The sequence below is a fragment of the Pseudomonas taetrolens genome (assembly GCF_900475285.1).
Taxonomy (GTDB): Bacteria; Pseudomonadota; Gammaproteobacteria; order Pseudomonadales; family Pseudomonadaceae; genus Aquipseudomonas; species Aquipseudomonas taetrolens.
In genome coordinates this window covers 1,300,771-1,321,047 of the sequence record NZ_LS483370.1, presented here as the reverse complement: position 1 = coordinate 1,321,047, position 20,277 = coordinate 1,300,771, and the positions used below count along the sequence as shown (strand labels likewise).

At 57.4% G+C, this 20,277-nt stretch carries 22 protein-coding genes and 1 tRNA gene; 8 read left to right on the top strand and 15 right to left on the bottom strand.

Annotated features, from left to right (window positions below; all coding sequences use genetic code 11):
* Positions 1-12 precede the first annotated feature (12 nt).
* Positions 13-264, bottom strand: a complete 252-nt coding sequence (locus DQN55_RS06390) for a hypothetical protein (RefSeq protein WP_003446553.1) — start codon at positions 262-264, stop codon at positions 13-15.
* A gap of 178 nt (positions 265-442) precedes the next feature.
* On the opposite strand from DQN55_RS06390, the gene DQN55_RS06385 reads away from it, so the two are divergent.
* The 3 genes from DQN55_RS06385 (at position 443) to DQN55_RS06375 (ending at position 2,558) form a co-directional block, all read left to right on the top strand.
* Positions 443-763, top strand: a complete 321-nt coding sequence (locus DQN55_RS06385; RefSeq protein WP_048382286.1) for an ElaB/YgaM/YqjD family protein — start codon at positions 443-445, stop codon at positions 761-763.
* Positions 764-952: 189 nt separating this feature from the next.
* Positions 953-2,155 (top strand): MFS transporter, encoded by a 1,203-nt coding sequence (locus tag DQN55_RS06380; protein WP_048382285.1) that lies wholly within the window; start codon positions 953-955, stop codon positions 2,153-2,155.
* Between the two features lie 106 nt (positions 2,156-2,261).
* A complete protein-coding gene (locus DQN55_RS06375; RefSeq protein ID WP_048382284.1) occupies positions 2,262-2,558 on the top strand; it encodes a DUF6388 family protein in 297 nt (98 codons plus the stop codon).
* A gap of 53 nt (positions 2,559-2,611) precedes the next feature.
* Here DQN55_RS06375 and DQN55_RS06370 read toward each other — a convergent pair whose 3' ends face one another.
* Both DQN55_RS06370 and DQN55_RS06365 read right to left on the bottom strand, forming a co-directional pair.
* Positions 2,612-3,142: a DUF4142 domain-containing protein gene (locus DQN55_RS06370; RefSeq protein ID WP_048382283.1), complete on the bottom strand. Its 531-nt coding sequence runs from the start codon at positions 3,140-3,142 to the stop codon at positions 2,612-2,614.
* Positions 3,143-3,651: 509 nt separating this feature from the next.
* A tRNA-Ser gene (locus DQN55_RS06365) sits at positions 3,652-3,741 on the bottom strand.
* A gap of 310 nt (positions 3,742-4,051) precedes the next feature.
* Between DQN55_RS06365 and DQN55_RS06360 the strand changes: the two genes are divergently transcribed.
* The 3 genes from DQN55_RS06360 to DQN55_RS06350 all read left to right on the top strand — a co-directional run bounded on the left by DQN55_RS06360 (position 4,052) and on the right by DQN55_RS06350 (position 6,795).
* Positions 4,052-4,741, top strand: coding sequence for a crotonase/enoyl-CoA hydratase family protein (locus DQN55_RS06360; protein WP_048382282.1), 690 nt, complete (start codon positions 4,052-4,054; stop codon positions 4,739-4,741).
* Between the two features lie 217 nt (positions 4,742-4,958).
* Positions 4,959-5,741, top strand: a complete 783-nt coding sequence (locus DQN55_RS06355; protein ID WP_048382281.1) for a lysophospholipid acyltransferase family protein — start codon at positions 4,959-4,961, stop codon at positions 5,739-5,741.
* Positions 5,742-5,823: 82 nt separating this feature from the next.
* Positions 5,824-6,795 (top strand): magnesium and cobalt transport protein CorA, encoded by a 972-nt coding sequence (locus tag DQN55_RS06350; protein WP_048382280.1) that lies wholly within the window; start codon positions 5,824-5,826, stop codon positions 6,793-6,795.
* A gap of 34 nt (positions 6,796-6,829) precedes the next feature.
* On the opposite strand, the gene DQN55_RS06345 is transcribed toward DQN55_RS06350, so the two are convergent.
* A complete protein-coding gene (locus DQN55_RS06345) occupies positions 6,830-7,555 on the bottom strand; it encodes an amidotransferase (RefSeq protein ID WP_048382279.1) in 726 nt (241 codons plus the stop codon).
* A 649-nt stretch (positions 7,556-8,204) separates the two neighbouring features.
* Between DQN55_RS06345 and DQN55_RS06340 the strand changes: the two genes are divergently transcribed.
* Positions 8,205-9,014 carry a c-type cytochrome gene (locus tag DQN55_RS06340; RefSeq protein ID WP_048382278.1) on the top strand — a complete coding sequence of 270 codons (810 nt, stop codon included), beginning with the start codon at positions 8,205-8,207 and terminating at the stop codon, positions 9,012-9,014.
* A gap of 130 nt (positions 9,015-9,144) precedes the next feature.
* Here DQN55_RS06340 and DQN55_RS06335 read toward each other — a convergent pair whose 3' ends face one another.
* The 10 genes from DQN55_RS06335 to DQN55_RS06290 form a co-directional block, all read right to left on the bottom strand.
* Positions 9,145-9,486: a ribonuclease E inhibitor RraB gene (locus tag DQN55_RS06335; RefSeq protein WP_048382277.1), complete on the bottom strand. Its 342-nt coding sequence runs from the start codon at positions 9,484-9,486 to the stop codon at positions 9,145-9,147.
* Between the two features lie 272 nt (positions 9,487-9,758).
* Positions 9,759-10,361: an START domain-containing protein gene (locus tag DQN55_RS06330; RefSeq protein ID WP_048382276.1), complete on the bottom strand. Its 603-nt coding sequence runs from the start codon at positions 10,359-10,361 to the stop codon at positions 9,759-9,761.
* A 47-nt stretch (positions 10,362-10,408) separates the two neighbouring features.
* Positions 10,409-10,663: a YkgJ family cysteine cluster protein gene (locus DQN55_RS06325; RefSeq protein ID WP_048382275.1), complete on the bottom strand. Its 255-nt coding sequence runs from the start codon at positions 10,661-10,663 to the stop codon at positions 10,409-10,411.
* Positions 10,664-10,816: 153 nt separating this feature from the next.
* Positions 10,817-11,290: a hypothetical protein gene (locus DQN55_RS06320; RefSeq protein ID WP_048382274.1), complete on the bottom strand. Its 474-nt coding sequence runs from the start codon at positions 11,288-11,290 to the stop codon at positions 10,817-10,819.
* A 104-nt stretch (positions 11,291-11,394) separates the two neighbouring features.
* Entirely contained in the window at positions 11,395-12,834 is a 1,440-nt protein-coding gene (locus DQN55_RS06315; protein WP_048382273.1) for an aminotransferase-like domain-containing protein, read from the bottom strand.
* A gap of 321 nt (positions 12,835-13,155) precedes the next feature.
* On the bottom strand, positions 13,156-13,971 hold the full coding sequence (locus DQN55_RS06310; RefSeq protein WP_048382272.1) for an OmpA family protein: 816 nt from the start codon (positions 13,969-13,971) through the stop codon (positions 13,156-13,158).
* The gene (locus DQN55_RS06305; RefSeq protein WP_048382271.1) at positions 13,968-14,324 is read right to left on the bottom strand and encodes a DUF4398 domain-containing protein; all 357 of its coding nucleotides are present in this window, start codon (positions 14,322-14,324) and stop codon (positions 13,968-13,970) included. The genes DQN55_RS06310 and DQN55_RS06305 overlap by 4 nt, the downstream gene beginning before the upstream one ends.
* A gap of 9 nt (positions 14,325-14,333) precedes the next feature.
* Complete coding sequence (locus tag DQN55_RS06300) at positions 14,334-15,152, bottom strand: substrate-binding periplasmic protein (protein WP_048382270.1); 819 nt, start codon at positions 15,150-15,152, stop codon at positions 14,334-14,336.
* 140 nt (positions 15,153-15,292) lie between these two features.
* Complete coding sequence (locus tag DQN55_RS06295; protein ID WP_074702879.1) at positions 15,293-16,222, bottom strand: electron transfer flavoprotein subunit alpha/FixB family protein; 930 nt, start codon at positions 16,220-16,222, stop codon at positions 15,293-15,295.
* Positions 16,223-16,224: 2 nt separating this feature from the next.
* A complete protein-coding gene (locus DQN55_RS06290; RefSeq protein ID WP_074702877.1) occupies positions 16,225-16,974 on the bottom strand; it encodes an electron transfer flavoprotein subunit beta/FixA family protein in 750 nt (249 codons plus the stop codon).
* Between the two features lie 557 nt (positions 16,975-17,531).
* On the opposite strand from DQN55_RS06290, the gene DQN55_RS06280 reads away from it, so the two are divergent.
* On the top strand, positions 17,532-19,196 hold the full coding sequence (locus DQN55_RS06280) for an electron transfer flavoprotein-ubiquinone oxidoreductase (protein ID WP_048384105.1): 1,665 nt from the start codon (positions 17,532-17,534) through the stop codon (positions 19,194-19,196).
* Positions 19,197-19,299: 103 nt separating this feature from the next.
* Here the strand turns inward: DQN55_RS06280 and DQN55_RS06275 are convergent, their stop codons facing one another.
* Positions 19,300-20,199, bottom strand: a complete 900-nt coding sequence (locus DQN55_RS06275; protein WP_048384107.1) for an AraC family transcriptional regulator — start codon at positions 20,197-20,199, stop codon at positions 19,300-19,302.
* Between the last annotated feature and the right edge of the window lie 78 nt (positions 20,200-20,277).

Here is a 20,277-nt window from a genome sequence, read left to right as displayed (position 1 = left end):
AGGCGTGCCCGGTTACTTGGCGGCCATCAGGCGATTGACTTCACTGCGTACCATATTGGCGTATTCCGGGGGCGACATCGCGTCCAGTTCCGAACGTACCCATTCAGCCCATTTGCCCTTGCGCTTGGCGCGCTCACCGAACAAACGCGCCGCGTCGCCTTTGGCCTTGCCCAGATTGCTCTGCCAAAGGTCGTACAAACGGGACTTTTCGTCTTCCAGCGCAGCACGCTCAGCGAGAGGCTTGTTGGCGAGGTTGAAGCTCATGAGGATTTCCTGCGGCGTAAATTAGGCAACATCTTACACCTTCAAAAGAACTGTCTCAGTCTGGTTTTTAACTACGCTGTCAGCTCAAGCTCCAGACCGGCCCAAAAACAGATGCAACTTTTTAGCACGGGCCTGACTCCATTACTCATCACCCTATTCACCTGCAAGGAGTACCGCAATGGCTCGAAAAAATGCCGTACAAGCCGCTGAAGATCAAATCAAGGATCAAGCGTTCAGCGAGCTGCAAGAATTGATTGCCGAATCTGACAAGCTGCTCAAGGACAGCGCGTCACTGGTCGGCGAAGAGGGTGAAACCCTGCGGGCGCAGGTTGGCCTCAAGCTCAAGCAGGCGCTGGACTCGGTGAATAATGTGCGTGAACGCACCAAACCCGTGGTGGACGCGACAGAAAGCTATATCGGCGGTCATCCGTGGCAGACCGTGGCCATCTCGGCCGGTTTCGGCTTGGTGGTGGGCCTGCTGTTGGGGCGCCGCAACTAACGCATTCACGCCCTTTTTCAATACCGCCTGCGGCGATGTTATCGAAAAGGCTGTGTAACACACGAAGCCCCTCATCATCTCGACGAGGGGCTTCCTGCTTCAAAAAGCAAAATTCTTTGACATATTCAGTGACATTCAAGGCAGGCATTCCCGATACTCCCCCGCTCTCTCACGCCAACGAGACAGCCAATGTCTGATTCCGCACCCGCTACCCAACCCCTGAGCACGGCTCTGATCCTGCTGATGGCGACCGCCACCGGCCTGGCCGTCGCCAGTAACTATTACGCGCAACCCTTGCTGCACACCATTGCTCAAGAGCTGGGCCTGGGCATGAGCAGCGCAGGCACCGTCGTGATCACCGCGCAATTGAGTTACGGTGCGGGCTTGCTGCTACTGGTGCCGCTGGGCGATCTGTTCGAGCAGCGTCGGTTGATCGTCAGCATGACGGTACTCAGTGCGCTGGGCTTGCTGCTCAGCGCCTTTGCGCCCTCCTTGACCTGGCTCCTGATCGGCACGGCCATGACCGGATTATTTTCAGTCTCGGCCCAGGTGCTGGTGCCCATGGCCGCCAGCCTTAGCGACCCGTCGAGCCGCGGCCGCGTGGTCGGCACCTTGATGAGTGGCCTGTTATTGGGCATTTTGCTGGCACGCACCGTGGCCGGCGCATTGTCGTCGGCGGGTGACTGGCGGACCATTTATCTGGTGGCTGCAGGCCTGATGCTTATCAGCGCCATTGCACTGCAACGCGGCTTGCCCCGGCACCACCACAGCGCCGGCCTGAGCTATCCGGCGTTACTGGGCTCGGTGTTCAAGCTGTTTGTCGAAGAACCCATACTGCGCCTGCGCTCGATACTGGGCCTGCTGACCTTCTCTTTGTTCGCCTTGTTCTGGACACCTCTGGCCTTTTTACTGGCCGTGCCGCCCTACAGTTTCTCGGACGCTGTTATCGGCTTGTTTGGCCTCGCGGGTGCGGTTGGCGCAATCGCCGCAAACTGGGCCGGGCGCATGGCCGATCGCGGCAAAGGCCAGTTGGCCACCACCGTCGGGCTAATGGTTCTGCTCGGTTCCTGGCTGCCCATGGCCTTCGCCGGACATTCATTGGTGGCCCTGCTGATCGGCGTGCTGGCACTCGACTTTGCCGTCCAGCTGGTTCACGTCAGCAACCAGAACGCCGTCTTCAAAGTCCGCCCGGCAGCGCGTAATCGCCTGAATGCCGGTTACATCACCTGTTATTTCATCGGCGGCGCACTGGGCTCGCTGGTCGGCGCTCAGACCTACCCCGCGTATGGCTGGGACGGTATTGTGATCGTCGGGGCCGTGGTCGCTACGCTGGCACTGGCGATCTGGGGCTACACCTTGCAGCGAGAAAGCAAGCTGCAGCCCGTCGACTGACTGCCTATCTGACACTTTCCATCACTTGGCGAACTCGCTAGCATGCGAGAAAACGCCCTGACGACGGTCTGCATACACAGACCGTTCCAACGATCCGAGACGCCACATGATCCCTAAAGAATCCCGTAACGAACTGGCCCTGGATACTTTCATCAAGGCGCACCCTGAACTGCTCGAAGAAATGAAAGAGCTGAGCGCCGAAGACCGCCAGCAGCAAATCCTCTGGGCCTTCGAGAATGAAGCCGACGACCTGGGTATCGAAGCCTGGGAGCTTGCCCTGCAATTGATCGCCCGCTCGCCCGAAGAGCTCGCGGCCATGCGCCTCGAAGTCCATCAGGAGGTCGCCGAGGCGCTGGAAATGAGCTGGGAAGAATACTGCGGGCTGAATGACATCGCCGTCTGACCCACTTCTCGCATGACGCAACGGTTGCCGTGCAACCGTTCGCCTGCGCAGCACTAAACGCCGGTATTACCCTTGATATGAGAAGCTGCCAGCTTCCTGGCCATGTCCAGGTGCATCTCCAGCTTAGGCAGGTACTTTTCGGCAAAAGCCTTCAATTCGGGCGAGCCGGGTTTGTCGATCTGTTCTTTGAACAGGGCAATCGCCTCCTCATGGGCCTTCATCTGATTGGCCACATAGGCCGCGTCGAATGACTCGCCTTCCGGCACCTCAAGCATCATTTTCCTGGCCTTGCCGAGCACCTCCTCTTCGCTCGCCACTTTCAGGCCCTGCCTTTGCGCGAGATCCTTAAGATCCCGATTGGCATCCGTGTGATCCTTGATCATCTCAACCGCATAACTGTTGATATCTGTGGCAGAGGTTTTCTGAATCGCCAGGCGGCTGGTTTCAATCTCCGCAATCCCTGCCGCAGACGCCTCGTCAACAAAATCAGCCGGAGCCGCAGCCACAGCGGCCCCCACCATGAATACGGCGCAGGCCAATGCGCAGCCAGTGACAAAACGTTTAGGGGCACTCGGGGTTTTCATAGCTTCCTCCAGAAAAAGGCAGGTTTATTCCCTGCAACGAATCTGAAGGCACCTGCCGGCAAAGGTTTAGAAAAACCCGTCCCAACCGACGAGCGGTGACCTCGACTCGACTCACGAATACTACAAGTCACGTTTGGGCTCTGCTGCAGCGGATGCCGAACCTGCCCGGATCTTCGAGCCATCGGAGCAATTGGAAACCTTCACAGGGCTCGAGCGTCCTTCGCAGACACCTCCAATTGTGATACCGGAGGGTGAGATGCATATCGCCTTGATCGCAAACTCCACACCAATGCAGAGGTTGTGGTTCAGCTTTTAGAGGACAAGTCCGCCTGTGGACTGGCATTTTGCCTGATCAACAAAAGCCGAGACTGACCCACACTTAGCAGAGGTTATTCAAACCTAAGATGGCCAGTATGTTTAAGCACTCCCGACCAGCCTCTTTTTCAGGCGCCAGAAACCACAAAACCCCCGGCTTCGCGTGGAAGACCGGGGGTTTTGCGTACTTAATGTGGCGGTGAAGGAGAGATTCGAACTCTCGATACAATTTCTTGTATACACACTTTCCAGGCGTGCTCCTTAAGCCACTCGGACACTTCACCGTATCTCTTCAAACATGTTCTGTCTGTCGAGGCGCGCTAATGTAGTCGAAAGCTTTCGATATGACAAATGTTTTTTTCAGAATTTTCATGCGCTTACGGGGCTCGAGGTTTTTGCCACTCGGGCAAGGCGGGTGATTCTGCCATTTTCCGGGCTTGCCGCATGCGATGCATGCCCAACACGGCCGCCGCAGCGCTGGTGTCTATATAGAAGGTGAAGGCCAATTCCCTGACTCACTGGTCAGTCTTAGCGCTTTACCTGCGCGGTGGGGCTGGGTAACGTCTGCTCCACTTCAATACAAGGAATTGCGCCATGAGTGACTTGATTTCCTATCTCCTGGAAGACGGTATCGCCACCCTGACCCTGAGCAATGGCAAGGTGAACGCTATCTCTCCGGATGTGATCGCGGCGTTTAACACCGCGCTGGATCAGGCCGAGCAGGATCGCGCCGTGGTCATTATCACGGGACAGCCAGGGATTCTGTCGGGCGGTTATGACTTGAAGGTGATGACGGCCGGTCCTCAGCAAGCCATTGAACTGGTGCGTCTGGGTTCAACCCTGGCTCGCCGCTTGCTGGCGCATCCATTCCCGGTGGTGGTCGCCTGCCCTGGCCATGCTGTGGCCAAAGGTGCATTTCTGTTGTTGTCGGCGGATTATCGCATCGGCGTTGAAGGCCCATTCAGCATCGGATTGAACGAAGTGCAAATCGGCATGACCATGCACCATGCCGGGATCGAACTGGCCCGTGACCGGTTGCGCAAGTCGGCCTTCCATCGCTCGGTTATCAACGGCGAAATGTTCACCCCGCACAGCGCAGTAGACGCCGGCTTCCTTGATCAGGTGGTCAAGCCCGAGGCGCTGCAGGCAACCGCCCTCGAGGTAGCGCGCCAATTGAAGAAGATCAATATGAAGGCGCACAAGAATACCAAGCTCAAAGTCCGCAAGGAGCTGCTGGAAACCCTGGACAAGGCGATCGAGTTGGACCAACACCACCAACTGTAACGTTGCGCCTCTGAAGAATACCTCCCGGCTGCCCCTGCGGCCGGGATCTGCCGCCCCCCTTCCCGCCGCTTCCGGACTGCCCGCCCTAACCCGCCGCGCACCTGCCTCGCCGAAACATATGCTTAAACATCCGCAATCTCCTACACGTGTCGGGGTAATTGCCGTAGACAGTGCACATCCGTACACTGCGCCAACTTTTGTTTTCGCGAGCCTGTAAATGCTACTTTCGATACGTATGTTGTTGATGAGCCTGCATTTTATGGTCTCAGGGGTACTCGGCGTATTACTCGGTATGTGCCGCCCTTTTAATCCGGACAACAGCCGTCTGTGCGCGCGCCTGTACGCCTGGCCCTCCAAATGGATCCTGGGTTACAGGCTCAAGGCCGAAGTCGGCCCCTTGATGGACAAACCGCAGAGCTGCGTGATCATCGCCAACCATCAGTCCAACTATGACTTGTTTGTGTTCGGCAACGTGGTGCCTTACCGCACCGTGTGCATCGGTAAAAAAAGCCTGAAATGGGTTCCGTTGTTCGGCCAGTTGTTCTGGCTGGCCGGTAACGTACTGATTGATCGGGGCAACGCCCATAAAGCCCGCAAATCGATGCTGGCCACCACCCGCACCCTGCAAGAGAAAGAGACCTCGATCTGGGTCTTCCCGGAGGGCACGCGCAACCTGGGCAAAACCCTGCTGCCGTTCAAGAAAGGGGCATTCCAGATGGCGATCAGCGCCGGCGTGCCGATCGTCCCGGTGTGCGTCAGCACCTACAGCCAGCACCTGAAGCTCAACCGCTGGCACAGTGCCGATATCCTGATTCGCTCCTTGCCGGCGATTCCGACTACCGGCCTGACGCTGGATGACATGCCCGCACTGATGGCGCAGTGCCGTGAGCAGATGCTCGACTGCATTGAAGCCATGGACCGCGAACTGATTACCCGAAAAAATCTCCGCCTGCCGCACGTGGCTGGCCGCAAGACCGCCGAATCCAACCCGAACCTCTGAACGTTTCTCGACTCAAAACGGGGCATTGCACGCTAAGCTGCATCCTGTGCCATAACCCTTTGAAGAAGAAGCGATTAGAACTATGGGGAGAGTCGTTGCTGCCGCAGTCTACAGTGCGGGCAAAAAAGTCACCGATATCACGTTGGACGAAGGCATCGCTTGGGCCAACAAGCCCGGCCACTTCGTCTGGATCGGTCTGGAGCAACCCGACGCGCAAGAGCTGAACACCTTGCAACGCCAGTTCAAGCTGCATGAACTGGCCATCGAGGATGCGCTTGAGCAACACAGCCGGCCCAAGCTCGAAACATTTGGCGATGCGCTGTTTATCGTGATCTATTCGCCCGTTCGCCATGAGAGCAAACTGGAGTTCGTCGAAACTCACATCTTTGCAGGCAACGGTTACATCATCACCAGCCGCAACGGCCATTCTGCTTCATACAAAGCCGTGCGCTCACGGTGCGAGGCTCGCCCGCTGCTGCTGGAGCATGGCGAAGACTTTGTGCTGTACGCCCTGCTCGATTTCGTGACCGAGAGTTACCAACCCGTCAGCGAAGCCATCCACGCCGAAATCGACGCGCTGGAAAAAAGCATCATGGGCAGCGCCCTCAATGAAGCCGACATTGTGCAATTGCATGCCCTGCGCCGTGATGTGCTGCGGTTGCGACGTTATGTGGCGCCCATGGTTGAAATCAGCGAAGAGCTGCAGCGACTGGCCTTCCCCTTTATTGATAAGAACATGCGCCCGTACTTCCGCGATGTGCAGATCCACGTTACCCGCCAGATGGAAGACCTCACCACCCTGCGCGATATCGCCTCCCAAACCATTGAAATCGTCGTACTGCTGGAGGCGTCGCGGCAAAGCAACGTGCAGCGCAAGTTCGCAGCCTGGGCGGCCATACTCGCCTTCCCTACCGCCGTGGCGGGGATTTACGGAATGAACTTCCAGAACATGCCGGAGCTGAGCTGGCATTACGGCTATTTTGGCGTGCTGGGCTTTATTGCCGTGGGTGTGACAGGGCTCTGGGCCAGCTTCAAGCGCTCGGGCTGGTTGTAACCGGGGCAGGCGCGATCTACGCGCCTGCCCGCACTTATGCCGACACCTGGGGTTTGTGGGCTACAAATCGCATCATCCACTCGGCCACGGTCTGACCGTGATGACCTTGCTCCAGGCTGGCAATCCCGGTGTTATAGATCTGCTCGCCCAGATGCTCCTGACGCAAGTCGAGCAAAGCCCGCGAATAATCGTGAATGAACTCGGGGTGCCCCTGAAAGCACAGCACTTGATCATTGATGTGATAAGCCGCAAACGGGCAAAAATCACTGGATGCAATCACCGTGGCGTTTTCCGGCAGGGCAGTAACCTGGTCCTGATGGCTGATCAACAACGTCAACTCTTCAACCACCGGTGTCATCCAGGGTGCCCTGGCAGCCAGCGTGTACTGATGGGTGCCAACGCCCCAGCCCTGAGTGGCCCGCTCGCTTTTGCCGCCCAGCAGCAATGCCAGCAACTGATGACCGAAGCACACACCCAGCAGCTTGTCTCCCCGCTCATAACGCGTCAGCAAATAGCTTTTAAGGGTCTGGATCCAGGGATCGGCACCAAATGAATCGGCTTTACTACCCGTGACCAGATAGGCATCAAAGACTTGATCGTCCGCCGGGTACTCGCCCTGCATCACGTTGAACACCGTGAACTCGGCCGCAATCGGCTGCGAGGAAAACAACCTCACGAACATTTGTCCGTAGCCCTGATATTGATCAACAAACTCTGGACGCAGAATGTCGGTTTCCAGAATGCAGATGCGTAGCGACATAAAAGTACCTGGCACGAAAAAGGCGGAAAAGATGATAGCGGTACTGTAGAGCCTGCCTCGAAAGCGTATTTCAAGGCAAGTGCCGCAGACCGGGCCAACTCGCTCAACACGCCCGGACGAACGGTAGGAGCCTAAGCGTTATCTTCCTCGCCCAAGCCATTGCGTCTAGCAACGGGCTGACAGAGCAGCCTCGAAAATTCTAATAGCGTTTTAGAAACCTAATGCACCTGGATGATGTGAAAGGGTTCTAAGCCATGTGTTATACGGGCTCTAAGGTTAACTTTATCAACCACCGCAGCATTTATTTCAGGTTTTAGCGCCTGATGTGGCGTGTTGTCGTTCAGGAATAACAATAAAAGGCGGATCGCCATGTTCAAACACACGAAAGTACGTCAGGCCGGGCTTATTCTCTTTGCCACCACTTTGCTGCTGATTTTGCCGAACCTGACCAAGGTCATCGGCTAAGGCTCTGTCTGCCCGAATTTATCGACCCTCGTCTGCGACGCGACGCTTGTGATTTAAAGTGACAGCCTCCACCCTTTCTCTTCAAGCCGAAACCGCGCCTGTTGCGCGCGGACGTTCGGCTACATCCACCGCTGCGCAAGGGGCGCCCGGTGACACTGCCATTGACTGAGGTCGCAATCAGCCATTGAAATACATAACTTTTTTGTTCGCCACCCTCTTCAGCCTGCCACTGTGTGCGGCGCAACTTACGCTTGAACTGGGTGACCACAGCCGCACCTGGCAAACCGCTGAACTGCTGCTGCACCCTGCTACACAAACCCTGCACGTTGCCGATGATGTTTCGTACAAGCGGGACATGACGTACCGGGCGATCCCCATGGCGGTACTGCTTGAAGGCCTTAAACCCGAAGACCACCTGCAAGCGGTAGCGCTGGATGGATTTGCTGCCGAACTGACCGCAGCGCCACTTCTGAACCAAAGCGGTGCAAAAGCCTGGCTGGCGATTGAAGACCCTGCCCGGCCATGGCCACCCCTGAGCCAGAGCAAGCCCAGTGCCGGTCCGTTTTATCTGGTGTGGACCAACCCTCAAGCCAGCCATATCAGCCCCGAGCAATGGCCGTTTCAGGTTACCCGCTTCACACGCCAATCCCCCGTTGCAGAACGCTTCCCGGTTTTGCGTCCCGACGCCCGGCTGGCAGCCGACTCGCCCATCAATCAAGGGTTTGCACTGTTCCAGAAGCATTGCCTGGCGTGTCACCGCCTGAACGGTGCCGGTGACGCCCAATTCGGGCCCGACCTGAATCTTCCGCACAACCCGACGGAGTACTTCAGTGGCAACTTTCTCCAACAATACATCCGCGACCCGCAAAGCCTGCGACACTGGCCCCAAGCGCGCATGCCAGGCTTTAACCCCAGCGTGTTGTCCGATACGGAGCTCGATCAGTTGATCAGTTACTTGCAACACATGGCCACGCGCAAGGTCATACTGCCTTGAAAGACGTTTGCCGCCTGAAAGGACAGAGGGCGTGGCAAGGGTCGAGCCTGGCTGACAATCGCTGAAGCGCCTTGTAAAAACCAGAACGGCCAGCCCTGAGGCCAGCCGTTTGCATCTCACTGCACTGTATTCAGTTCAGCAGGCCACGCACCTCCTGCTTAACTCCCCAACCTTCGATGATCCCGCCCAGCGGTACCACGACCGCCTCAAAGTCCTGCTCAAAATCACCAATGCCGCCGTAGGTGGCGTACATCAACTTGCTTAACTCCAGATGCCAGACACCGTCTTCACGCACGTTGACCTGGGCATTCAGCGACTCACCACAAAATTTTCCTGCAGCTCTGCGTGCGCCTTCCTCGTCAGGGAATACGGCGTAAAACTCGATGGGATGGATGCGTGCAAAATCAAAACCGCCTTCTTTCATGCGGCGCAGCACATAGCTGCTGAGGTCTTCTTGATGGGCTGTGCTCATGAAACGTCCTCCTCGCAATGGATAGACATTCAGCACTCCCCCAACAGCAACAGATTGGCTATACAGGGGAGGAAATAAGCATGTAGCGAACAAGATCAGAGTCAGTCGATTACTTCGCTGCTCTGATTGCAGAGTAGCCTCAGCGCGTAATCTCTGCCAAGAGGAGAGGCTAAAATAAGCGCGTTTGCGTGCGGGTCAGGCCACATTCTACAGGTCGGGGCCTGGCAACTGGACAGATGCGCTGTCCAGGGCCAGGCACGCAATGACAGGGATTACTTCTCTGCGCGTGTTTTCAAGGCCTTGAGGGTATTGAACGGCGCATCGACCACGAACTTGTTGGCCAGCCATGACGGCACGCTACCACCCGGCTCGGTGTGAACCTGGTAAGTCACTTCGGTCTGATCCCCCTTGGGCACAAACTTCCAGAAACCCTCGACCTGGGAAACACGGACGAAGCCTTTTTCTTCAGGGATGTATTTGGGCTCGCCCTTGAGCGTGCGGGTCAAGCTGCCATCGGCACCTTCAGTGGTCGTCACCTTCAGAACCGAGTCGCGTGCCGTGACAGGCCAAGGGGTATTGAATTGAGTGTAGGTCCAGCTCTGGTTACCCTCATGCTTGAGCAGCTTTTGCGATTTGCACTCATGAATCCAGGCGCAAGCGCCCGCCACGTCTTCTTGCAAGGCACGCAACTTGGTGATGGGTGCCTTGATCAGCGTGACACCTTGATAAGCCTTGTACTGAGAACCGGGGACTTCGCTCAGCGACACCTTGATGCCGTCTTCGTTTTTGGCGACTTTCCAGTCTTCTGCCTGGGCTACGCCTGTCAACAGAACGCTCAAACCACATGCCAATGCCACTCGATGCAATGAACCCATTGTCTTATTCCTTATTGTTGAAGGTTTGTTCATTGAACAACAACGCACTAGGCCGCGGTCATCTGCTCCCACCAGCCAATCAGATTGATGGCCTCTTCCCGGCTGCTGCCGCACACCTCGATATCCGCCTTGAAGGCACCGCATACGTCAGGGCGTTCCGGCTGCCCGAACAAACCGCACAGAAAATCGACAGAGAGATGCAGGCAACGCTCCCCCGCGGGTTTGCCATTGGGCATGCCAGGGATCGGTGTACTGATGGAAGGGGCTATGCAACAAGCGCCACAGCCTTCACGGCAATTCATGACGTTAGCTCCTCATTCGGGGCAAAGTGCGTTGATGACAAGGGATAGTACTCGCTGGAACAGGTGTTTGAAATTGACCGTTCAGCAGAATGTGCGGATAAATGACAGTGACTGAGCAGTCAGTTTAGAAGCCCGTTTTCGAGCACTCGGCACTTACTGCTTGAACTCGAAATCTAGGGCGGCACCATCGATCTCCTTGTCGCGCCCTTCATTGCGCAGCTGAAGGTTCATTTCATTGTTGATCAAACGCCCATTGAGCTGAAAAGGGCTTTCAGCCTGGGGCTTTTCACCAAACATATTCGGCAACAAGCGTTTGCGCTTGGGCTGCGTCACTGCACCCAACGGCTGGAGCTGCCTGACCATTTCTGGCGGCAAGCTTAAATCAAGCCGGGGGCTGGGCAAACGCTTTTTGGCGATTTCACGGGCGGACCTGGATTTGGATGAGATGGGGGCACGCTGTTTGGCCGGTACTTTGTTCGGACTGGCTGCGGCTTTTTTTTCCGTCGCGCAAGCGGTATGCGCCCTGGCCGTGGTCACAGACGGTGTTTGAGACGCTGCAGCCGCACCAGCGCCAAGCGCGGTCAGCACGCCCACCAATATGAGTCCCGCACAATAGGTCGCTTTCATGGCTCCACAGTTTTGACGGCCGGGGGTGCGTATGCTCGCGCTTTACGCACAGGGTGACAAGTCAGATATTGGCACAATGCCATCCACTGTAGCCAGCCGGACGGTCATAGCAGGCCTGACGCTTCCTGACAAAGCTGATTGGCAAGCATGCCCAACGTCATCAAGGCCCGCTCAGCCTCGCGATCCCACGGGATCCCGCAGTTCAAGCGTATGCAATGGTTGAATTGTTCGGTGTTACTGAAAATCAGCCCCGGCGCGATGCTGATACCTTGTTGCAACGCACGGACATGCAACTCTTGGGTATTCACCCGGCCTGGCAGGCTCACCCACAAAATGAAGCCGCCACTGGGACGGGACATTTGCGTGCCTTCCGGAAAGTGCTGCTGAACCGCCAGCTGAAACGCGCTCAGATTCTTCCGGTACTCCTGACGGATGTATCGTAAATGACGATCGTAGCCGCCATTTTCAAGATAGGCCGCCACGCCCATCTGCGTCACGCTGCACGCCGAATGGGTGGTAAAGGTTTGCAGACGCTGGATTTCCTGCTGAAACTTGCCAGCGATCATCCAGCCGATTCGCACGCCCGGTGACAAGGTTTTGGAAAAGCTCGAACAGTAAATCACCCGATCCAGGCGGTCATAGGCCTTAAGGGCCTTGGTCCGCCCCACCTCGAACATCAACTCGCCATAGATGTCGTCTTCAACGATCTGGATATCGAAATCAGATGCCAAGCGCAGCAATTGCTTTTGTCGCTCTTCGGGCATCGTGCCGCCCAATGGATTGCTCAAGCGCGTCGTCAGTACCAACGCCTTGATCGACCACTGGTTAGCGGCTAGCTGCAGCGCCTCAAGACTCATCCCCGTGGCCGGGTCGCTAGGGATCTCGATGACCTTCAAGCCCAGCAGATCGGCAAGTTGCAGCAATCCGTAATACGTTGGGGACTCGGCCGCAATCAAATCACCGGGCCGGGTCAATACCCGCAGCGACATTTGCAGCGCATCGACACAGCCGTGGGTGATGATGATTTCCGAAGGATCAACCACCACTCCCGCATCACGCATGCGGATGGCAACCTGACGGCGCAGCGGTTCAAACCCCGGGCTGAACATGTAGCTGAACGCCCGCGGACTATGAAAACGCGTGACCTTTGCCAGCTGCTGATGCAACGCACGTACGGGCAAGTAGTCGACACTCGGCACTGCAGCGCCCAGCGGGAACACCCCTTCACGGCGCGACTCGACCAATACTTGCTGGATGATGCTGCTGCGGGTGACCAGCCCCGGACGCTCAACCCTGGCGATGTCGGGCGTGGGCGCCGTCAGCGCGGGGGTCTGGTGCACGTAATAGCCCGACTGCGGCCGCGCCCGGATCAGCCCCTGATCTTCAAGATTGGCATAGGCCTGCAACACCGTGGCATGACTGACATTGAGCTGCGAACTCATCTTTCGCACCGAGGGCACACGCTCGCCCGGCTGGTACACGCCACGCCGGATGTCTTCAGCCAACTGCTGGGCAATACGTTGATAGAGCAAAAGATTGGTCATTGCGCAGCACTCGATGTTCAGGCATTTATTTTTGTATGAAGCATTTTTTGTGAAGAACAATACCGGAACAGTTTAGAAGTGTACGGGCACAATTGTCACCCATCTGAGCAGTACAGTCCTGATCGAGGGATAACTGTATGGGTACAGGTGGGCAAGCTAATGAAATCGGGAGCGTGCGAGCCAGGCGTTGCAGCGGCTACGGAGCGAAAAACGCGTGGACGGGATTTGTAGCCGCTGCCGCAGGCTGCGAAAAGGGCCGATGGCCCTTCAAGAGCGGAGGTCGCTCTCTGCAACCTGCGGCGCGCTGAACAGCTGTTTAGCTTAGCGCGCGGCGCCGAGCTGACCTTTTTCGTCAGAAAACACGATCTCGACGCGACGGTTCTGGGCCCGCCCACGCTCGGTGGCATTGACGTCCACCGGATACTGGTCGCCATAGCCTTCGACCTGAATGCGCTTGTCGTCGACACCCAGGTCGATCAGCACATTGGCCACCGCCTGCGCACGGTCACGGGACAACTTGAGGTTGTCTTCCTTGCCCCCGGTACTGTCGGTATAGCCCTCGATGCGCACCACGCGCTTGGGGTTCAACTGCAGGAACTGCACCAGCTTGAGCACCGTACGGTTGGCCGAGTTCTTCAGGTCGGCCTCACCGGTATCGAACAGCACATCGCCCAGCGTCATGACCAGACCCCGGTCGGTTTCAGTGGTGGCCAGACTGATGATTTGCTCCTCGAGCCATTGCCCCTGCTGCTGAACGCTCAGCAGCTTGGCTTCACGCAGTGCCAGTTGCAGACGCTGACGCTCCAGCTCGAGCTTGGCGGCATGCTCTTCGTTCAGCACCTGCTGAGTGTGCTCACGGGCAATTTCACTGTAGCGCTGGCTGAGATACGCATAGTGCGCCACGTCTGCGCCGCTGCCCCAGTAACTGCTCAGGCGGTCAGCGCGGGCCAGGGACTCACCGGCCCGGATCACATCCTTGGGCGCGATGCGCAGTACATTGCTGTCTTCCTTGACGATCTGGAAATCAGCACTGGCCTGCTGTACGGCCTGCTCGTTGCTGTGCTGCCCGGCGCAACCGGCCAGACCTATGCAACCGAATACCAGCGCAGCGCTGAAAACTCTGGACTCAGGGCTCATTGGGCCTCCGCCAGCTGTTTGCGCAAGCGCGCGATACGGGTATTGAGCACGTTCAACTGTTCCTGGCTCTTTTGTGTCAGTACGCGGGCTTCAGCCAGTCGCGCATCGAGCTCCGCTTGCTCGGCCAATATCCGGGCGTCCTTGAAGGATTTCTCGGCCATCTCGGCCTGGGCTTGCGCCAGCTTGCTTTCGGCTTGTTTGAACTCAGCCGTTTCGTCTGCACTTGCACCGACAGCCCTGGCTTGCTCCAGTGCTTGCCCGGTCAAACGCAATTGTTCATTCGGCGCCGGATCGGCTGCACAACCCGCCAGAGCCAGAACGGCAAGGGCAGCGAAAAGAGGTCGAATCGTCACTAAGTATTCCTACTGTTTTGGGGCGCTGAGCGGTTGTTGCAGCTGGGCTTTCCACCGCTCCAGATTGCGTTGCACTGCCGCCTCGGTCAGGCCGGAGATGCGCAATTCTGTCATCTTTTTGGCGAGCTGTCCGCGCAACCACGGCTCATTGCAGGCCGAGTCATGGGAAACCGCCAAAAACAGCCCTGGCTGATCGATGGGCAACGGGCGCGCCAAGAGGTCATCAGCAATGCCAAGGGTTTGTACCGTGGCCATACCGGAGTAGCGTCCTGCCAACACGTATTCAACCTCGCCAAGCAGCAGCTTTTGAAAAGCGTGGGTCAGCCCGGGCTGGCGTTCAAGGTTTAACTGTTGCTGCGCGAAGGTGTCGAAGGTTTCACTCAGACGAGCCTTTTGTGACACCGCTCCGACATGCCCGTGCAAATCGGCGGGGGTTTCATAGGCCAGGTTCGAGTCCTTGTGCGTCCACACCAGATAGTCGTTACGAACCAAGGGCGGATGAATGTAATCGAGAGACAAGAGCCCGGCCAGCGTCAGTGGCGCATCCAGCAGCATGTCCATTCGCCCGGCCCGAACTTCGTCCTGAGCCTCTGAACGTTTTCCGGCATACAGCACTTCAACCTTGATGCCTAACCCCTGGGCCGCTTGCTGAAACAGGTCGGCACTGGCTCCGATCAAGTGGCCCGGATCGGCAGGATCACGCCACAGATAAGGTGGCGCGTCCGGGCTGCCGGTTACAACCAGGCGCTCACACTTGCCTGCGGCTTCAGCCAGCACCGGCAACAGTGCCAATCCCAGCAACATTCTGCCCACCTGACGCACATCCATAAACAACCTCTGCACAAAGCCGATTCGAGGGCACTAAAAAGCCCGATCACCCAGGCCATGAAGAACCAGCTGAAACACTCGGTGTTTCGCTCGTCCCCACAGCCCGGATGACCGGGCTCTTTATAAGTGAAGCAACTGGATTAAACCAGCTTCTCCAACTCCGGCACTGCTTCGAACAAGTCCGCTACCAGGCCGTAATCCGCTACCTGGAAGATCGGGGCTTCTTCGTCCTTGTTGATCGCGACGATCACTTTGGAGTCTTTCATGCCCGCCAGATGCTGGATCGCGCCGGAAATACCAACCGCGATGTACAGCTGTGGCGCAACAATTTTGCCGGTCTGACCGACCTGCATGTCGTTCGGCACAAAACCGGCGTCGACCGCAGCACGCGAAGCGCCAACAGCAGCGCCCAGCTTGTCGGCCAGAGCGTACAGGTGTTTGAAGTTGTCGCCGTTCTGCATGCCACGACCGCCGGAAACGACGATTTTGGCAGCGGTCAGCTCAGGACGGTCAGACTTGGCCAGTTCCTCACCAACAAACGACGAAGTGCCTGCATCGTGAACCGCTGCAACCGCTTCAACCGCCGCCGAACCGCCTTCTGCAGCAACCGGATCGAAACCGGTGGCACGTACGGTGATGACTTTGACCGGCGCTGTGGATTGCACGGTAGCAATGGCGTTACCGGCGTAGATCGGGCGCTTGAAGGTGTCAGCGCTTTCAACCGAGATGATCTCGGAGATCTGATCGACGTCCAGCTGCGCGGCGACGCGCGGCAGGATGTTTTTGCCGTTGGAGGTCGCGGCGGCCAGGATGTGGCTGTAGCCGGCACCCAGCTCTGCAACCAGGGGCGCTACGTTTTCTGGCAACTGATGCGCATAAGCGGCGTTATCGGCCACCAGCACTTTGGCCACACCAGCGATTTTTGCCGCAGCTTCAGCCACGGAACCGATGCCCTGGCCTGCAACCAGAACGTTGATATCGCCGCCGATTTTGGCAGCGGCGGCTACGGTGTTCAGCGTAGCCGGAGCCAGCACCTTGCCGTCGTGTTCTGCGATTACCAAGATAGTCATGATTAGATTACCTTCGCTTCGTTTTTCAGTTTCTCGACCAGTTCAGCCACCGACTTGACCTTGATGCCAGCGCTGCGTGCTGCCGGCGCTTCAACTTTCACAGTCTTGTTGGTCGAAGCTGTGGAAACGCCCAACGCGTCTGGCGTCAGCACTTCAAGCGGCTTCTTTTTAGCTTTCATGATGTTTGGCAGGGACGCATAACGCGGCTCGTTCAAACGCAGGTCGGTGGTGATAATGGCCGGCAAACTCAGCGAAACCGTTTGTGCGCCGCCGTCGATTTCACGGGTGACAGCAACCTTGTCGCCCGCCACTTCAACGTTCGAAGCAAAGGTGCCCTGACCGTAACCGGTCAGCGCCGCCAGCATCTGGCCGGTCTGGTTGTTGTCGCTGTCGATGGCTTGTTTGCCCAGGATCACCAGCTGTGGCTGCTCCTTGTCGACCACCGCCTTGAGCAGCTTGGCCACGGCCAGCGAGGTCAGGTCTTCGGCAGATTCGACGAGGATGGCACGATCGGCACCCAGAGCCAGCGCAGTACGCAGCTGTTCCTGAGCCGTGGTCGGACCGATGGAGACGACGACGATTTCAGTCGCAACGCCCTTCTCTTTCAGGCGTACGGCTTCTTCCACTGCGATTTCGCAGAAGGGGTTCATCGACATCTTGACGTTGGCGAGGTCAACGCCGGAGTTGTCCGCTTTGACGCGAACCTTAACGTTGTAATCGACCACTCGTTTGACAGCTACAAGAACCTTCATGGATTCCTCGTTACTCTCCGGTGAAAAGAAAGTCGCCTAGGCGAACCTGGCGGTTGATGCTCATCAGCACAAGGGCACCTCCAAAGATCGTTGCCTTCCTCAGAACAGGAAGCGATGAGTGCCTATAACCTTGCATGCGACCGTCTGTCCGGCATGACGAGTAAGTCATCGACCAAAAGGACGTGTAAACTCCGCTCCAGGAATGGCAGGCTCTTACAGGCTAACGCCTGTGCCCTGTCTTTAGAGGTGCTCTTGAAACCGACAATCAGCCTACGGCGAGCGCAAAACCGACCGTATCTTGACCGGAACACCATTTGCGGTCAATACAGCAAATCGGCCACTTTCGGGCCGCGTGTCTTTGATTTAACTGGCTTGCAGCAGATTCAAACAAACGTTTGTATTGGACGCTGCTAGTGGTGTAGATATAATGCTGCGCCCATAGAGAGAGTGGTATGTCATCCATTGCGCCTTTCAGCCTCGCAAGCGAGGGAATAATGGATGAAGTGCCAAACCTCCAATTAGAAAAATACCGTTGAGCCTTGAGTAGGAGATAGCCTGTGGAACGCGAATACATGGAATTCGACGTGGTCATCGTCGGCGCCGGCCCCGCCGGTTTGTCCGCCGCCTGCCGTCTAAAGCAGAAGGCCGCCGAAGCCGGTAAAGAAATTAGCGTCTGCGTGGTTGAAAAAGGCTCCGAAGTCGGTGCTCACATTCTATCCGGTGCGGTGTTCGAACCCCGCGCCCTGAACGAACTGTTCCCTGACTGGAAAGAACTGGGCGCCCCGCTCAATACACCAGTCACCCGCGACGACATTTATGTACTGCGCAGCGAAGCCACCGCGACCAAGGTGCCTGATCTGTTTGTGCCTAAAACCATGCACAACGAAGGCAACTACATCATCTCCCTGGGCAACCTGTGCCGCTGGCTGGCACAGCAGGCCGAGAACCTGGGCGTAGAAATCTACCCGGGTTTTGCTGCCCAGGAAGTCCTGTTCGACGAAAACAATGTCGTGCGCGGGATCATCACCGGTGATCTGGGCGTTGACCGTGAAGGCAACCCCAAGGAAGGCCTGTATACCCCCGGCATGGAACTGCGCGGCAAGTACACTTTGTTCGCTGAAGGTTGCCGTGGCCACCTTGGCAAGCAACTGATCGAACGCTTCAAGCTCGACAGCGAAGCAGACAGCCAGCACTACGGCATCGGCCTGAAAGAAATCTGGGAAATCGATCCGGCCAAACACCAACCAGGCCTGGTAGTTCACACGGCTGGCTGGCCGCTGGACATCATCAGCCGCGAAAACACCGGCGGTTCTTTCCTGTACCACCTGGAAAACAACCAGGTGGTTGTCGGCCTGATCGTTGACCTGTCCTACAGCAACACGTTCCTGTCGCCCTTCGACGAGTTCCAGCGTCTCAAACATCACCCGGTACTCAAGCAGTACCTGGAAGGCGGCAAGCGCATCAGCTACGGCGCTCGTGCCCTGGCTAAAGGTGGCCTGAACTCCCTGCCGAAAATGGTCTTCAACGGTGGCGCACTGATCGGCTGCGATCTGGGCACCATGAACGTGGCCAAGATCAAAGGCAGCCACACGGCAATGAAGTCGGGCATGCTGGCGGCAGACGCTGTGGCCGATTCGCTGCTCGCCGGCTCCGAAGGCGGCGATGCACTCAACACCTACGTTGAAGCCTTCAAAGGCAGCTGGCTGTTCGACGAACTGTTCGCCAGCCGCAACTTCGGTCCGGCGATGCACAAGTTCGGCCCGATCATGGGTGCAGGCTTCAACTGGCTCGACCAGAACATTTTCGGCGGCAAGCTGCCGTTCACCCTGCACGACACCAAGCCCGACTACGCTTGCCTCAAGCACGCCTCGGACTGCAAGAAGATCGACTACCCGAAACCCGATGGCAAACTCAGCTTCGACAAACTCAGCTCGGTCTTCCTCTCCAGCACCAACCATGAAGAAGAGCAGCCGTGTCACCTCAAGCTACGCGACCCGAGTATCCCGATCAGCGTCAACCTGCCGCTGTACGACGAACCCGCGCAGCGTTACTGCCCGGCAGGCGTGTATGAAGTAATCACCCAGGAAAGCGGCGAGAAGCGCTTCCAGATCAACGCGCAAAACTGCGTTCACTGCAAAACCTGCGACATCAAAGATCCGTCGCAAAACATCACCTGGGTTACCCCGGAAGGTGCCGGCGGTCCGACTTACCCGAACATGTAAGCCGTATCGCGCTCACGAAAAAGGCTCCTGCGGGAGCCTTTTTCGTGCCCGTCGGAAGCCATCGCGAGCAAGCTCGCTCCTACAGGTTCTGGTCGTATTGCTCTTAACTGACAGTTGCTGCCCCCTCATGCCCCGGGCTGCGTTCGAAGTAGCGCTTGTACTCGCGGCTGAATTGCGAGGTGCTTTGATAACCCACGCGCTCGGCAACCTGGGCTACGCCCAAACCTTCGCTCAGCAGCAATTGCTGAGCCCGCAGCAAGCGCAGACGCTTGAGGTACTGCACCGGTGAAAGCAGGGTGCTGCGCTTGAAATGCTCATGGAAGGTGGAAGCGCTCATGTTGGCACACCGCGCCAGCGTCTCAACACTCAGCGGTTCGGCAAAGTGCTCGTGTAAATGACTCAACGATGCCGCCACTCGCGCAAATTGTCCCTGTTGCTCGACCAGGGCCCGCAGCACTCCGGCCTGGGGACCACGCAATGCCGCAAACAACACTTCGCGCAACCTCGCCGGCCCCATGATCCGGCATTCCATCGGGTCATGCAGGCAACGCAACAGTCGCTCGACCGCCTGGCGCATTTCGTCATCCAGCACCGCCGACGTCATCGACTCAGGGGTCTGCGGCACGGCACTGCGCTGCGGGTCCAGCCCCATCGCCAGCACCAGTTCGCCCAGTACCGCCCGGTCAATACTGATCGCCACACCCAGTAACGGCTCCTCGTCAGAGGCAAAGGTTTCACACTCAAAGGGCACTGATAACGCCTGCACCAGATAATGCCCGGCGCCGTATTCCAGGGTGCGCTGACCCAGATAGGCCAACTTACTGCCTTGGGCAATCACCATTAGGCTAGGCTCATAAATCTGCGGCATCCGGGCCACCGCTTCACAGGCCGAGACGACACGGACTTGCGGCAACAAGGTCGAGACAAAACCCGACCGGGTCGCCAACGGTTTGATCAGCGACACCAGTGTGGCGTTCTCATCACGGTGACGGGTCAAAAACATGGCAATACGTTCACAAGAGGAATAGACCGCCGCATCTTCGCAGAATTGCCGGCTAAAGCGACACTCAGTCCGCGGCTC

Excerpts from the sequence above, each read along its gene's own strand:
- DQN55_RS06295 (WP_074702879.1), bottom strand. The coding sequence starts at position 16,222 with ATGACTATCTTGGTAATCGCAGAACACGACGGCAAGGTGCTGGCTCCG.
- DQN55_RS06385 (WP_048382286.1), top strand. The coding sequence starts at position 443 with ATGGCTCGAAAAAATGCCGTACAAGCCGCTGAAGATCAAATCAAGGAT.
- DQN55_RS06310 (WP_048382272.1), bottom strand. The coding sequence starts at position 13,971 with ATGAGCCCTGAGTCCAGAGTTTTCAGCGCTGCGCTGGTATTCGGTTGC.
- DQN55_RS06290 (WP_074702877.1), bottom strand. The coding sequence starts at position 16,974 with ATGAAGGTTCTTGTAGCTGTCAAACGAGTGGTCGATTACAACGTTAAG.
- DQN55_RS06350 (WP_048382280.1), top strand. The coding sequence starts at position 5,824 with ATGGGGAGAGTCGTTGCTGCCGCAGTCTACAGTGCGGGCAAAAAAGTC.
- DQN55_RS06355 (WP_048382281.1), top strand. The coding sequence starts at position 4,959 with ATGCTACTTTCGATACGTATGTTGTTGATGAGCCTGCATTTTATGGTC.
- DQN55_RS06375 (WP_048382284.1), top strand. The coding sequence starts at position 2,262 with ATGATCCCTAAAGAATCCCGTAACGAACTGGCCCTGGATACTTTCATC.
- DQN55_RS06380 (WP_048382285.1), top strand. The coding sequence starts at position 953 with ATGTCTGATTCCGCACCCGCTACCCAACCCCTGAGCACGGCTCTGATC.
- DQN55_RS06275 (WP_048384107.1), bottom strand. The coding sequence starts at position 20,199 with ATGTTTTTGACCCGTCACCGTGATGAGAACGCCACACTGGTGTCGCTG.
- DQN55_RS06325 (WP_048382275.1), bottom strand. The coding sequence starts at position 10,663 with ATGAATTGCCGTGAAGGCTGTGGCGCTTGTTGCATAGCCCCTTCCATC.
- DQN55_RS06320 (WP_048382274.1), bottom strand. The coding sequence starts at position 11,290 with ATGAAAGCGACCTATTGTGCGGGACTCATATTGGTGGGCGTGCTGACC.
- DQN55_RS06300 (WP_048382270.1), bottom strand. The coding sequence starts at position 15,152 with ATGGATGTGCGTCAGGTGGGCAGAATGTTGCTGGGATTGGCACTGTTG.
- DQN55_RS06345 (WP_048382279.1), bottom strand. The coding sequence starts at position 7,555 with ATGTCGCTACGCATCTGCATTCTGGAAACCGACATTCTGCGTCCAGAG.
- DQN55_RS06370 (WP_048382283.1), bottom strand. The coding sequence starts at position 3,142 with ATGAAAACCCCGAGTGCCCCTAAACGTTTTGTCACTGGCTGCGCATTG.
- DQN55_RS06315 (WP_048382273.1), bottom strand. The coding sequence starts at position 12,834 with ATGACCAATCTTTTGCTCTATCAACGTATTGCCCAGCAGTTGGCTGAA.
- DQN55_RS06335 (WP_048382277.1), bottom strand. The coding sequence starts at position 9,486 with ATGAGCACAGCCCATCAAGAAGACCTCAGCAGCTATGTGCTGCGCCGC.
- DQN55_RS06360 (WP_048382282.1), top strand. The coding sequence starts at position 4,052 with ATGAGTGACTTGATTTCCTATCTCCTGGAAGACGGTATCGCCACCCTG.
- DQN55_RS06390 (WP_003446553.1), bottom strand. The coding sequence starts at position 264 with ATGAGCTTCAACCTCGCCAACAAGCCTCTCGCTGAGCGTGCTGCGCTG.
- DQN55_RS06330 (WP_048382276.1), bottom strand. The coding sequence starts at position 10,361 with ATGGGTTCATTGCATCGAGTGGCATTGGCATGTGGTTTGAGCGTTCTG.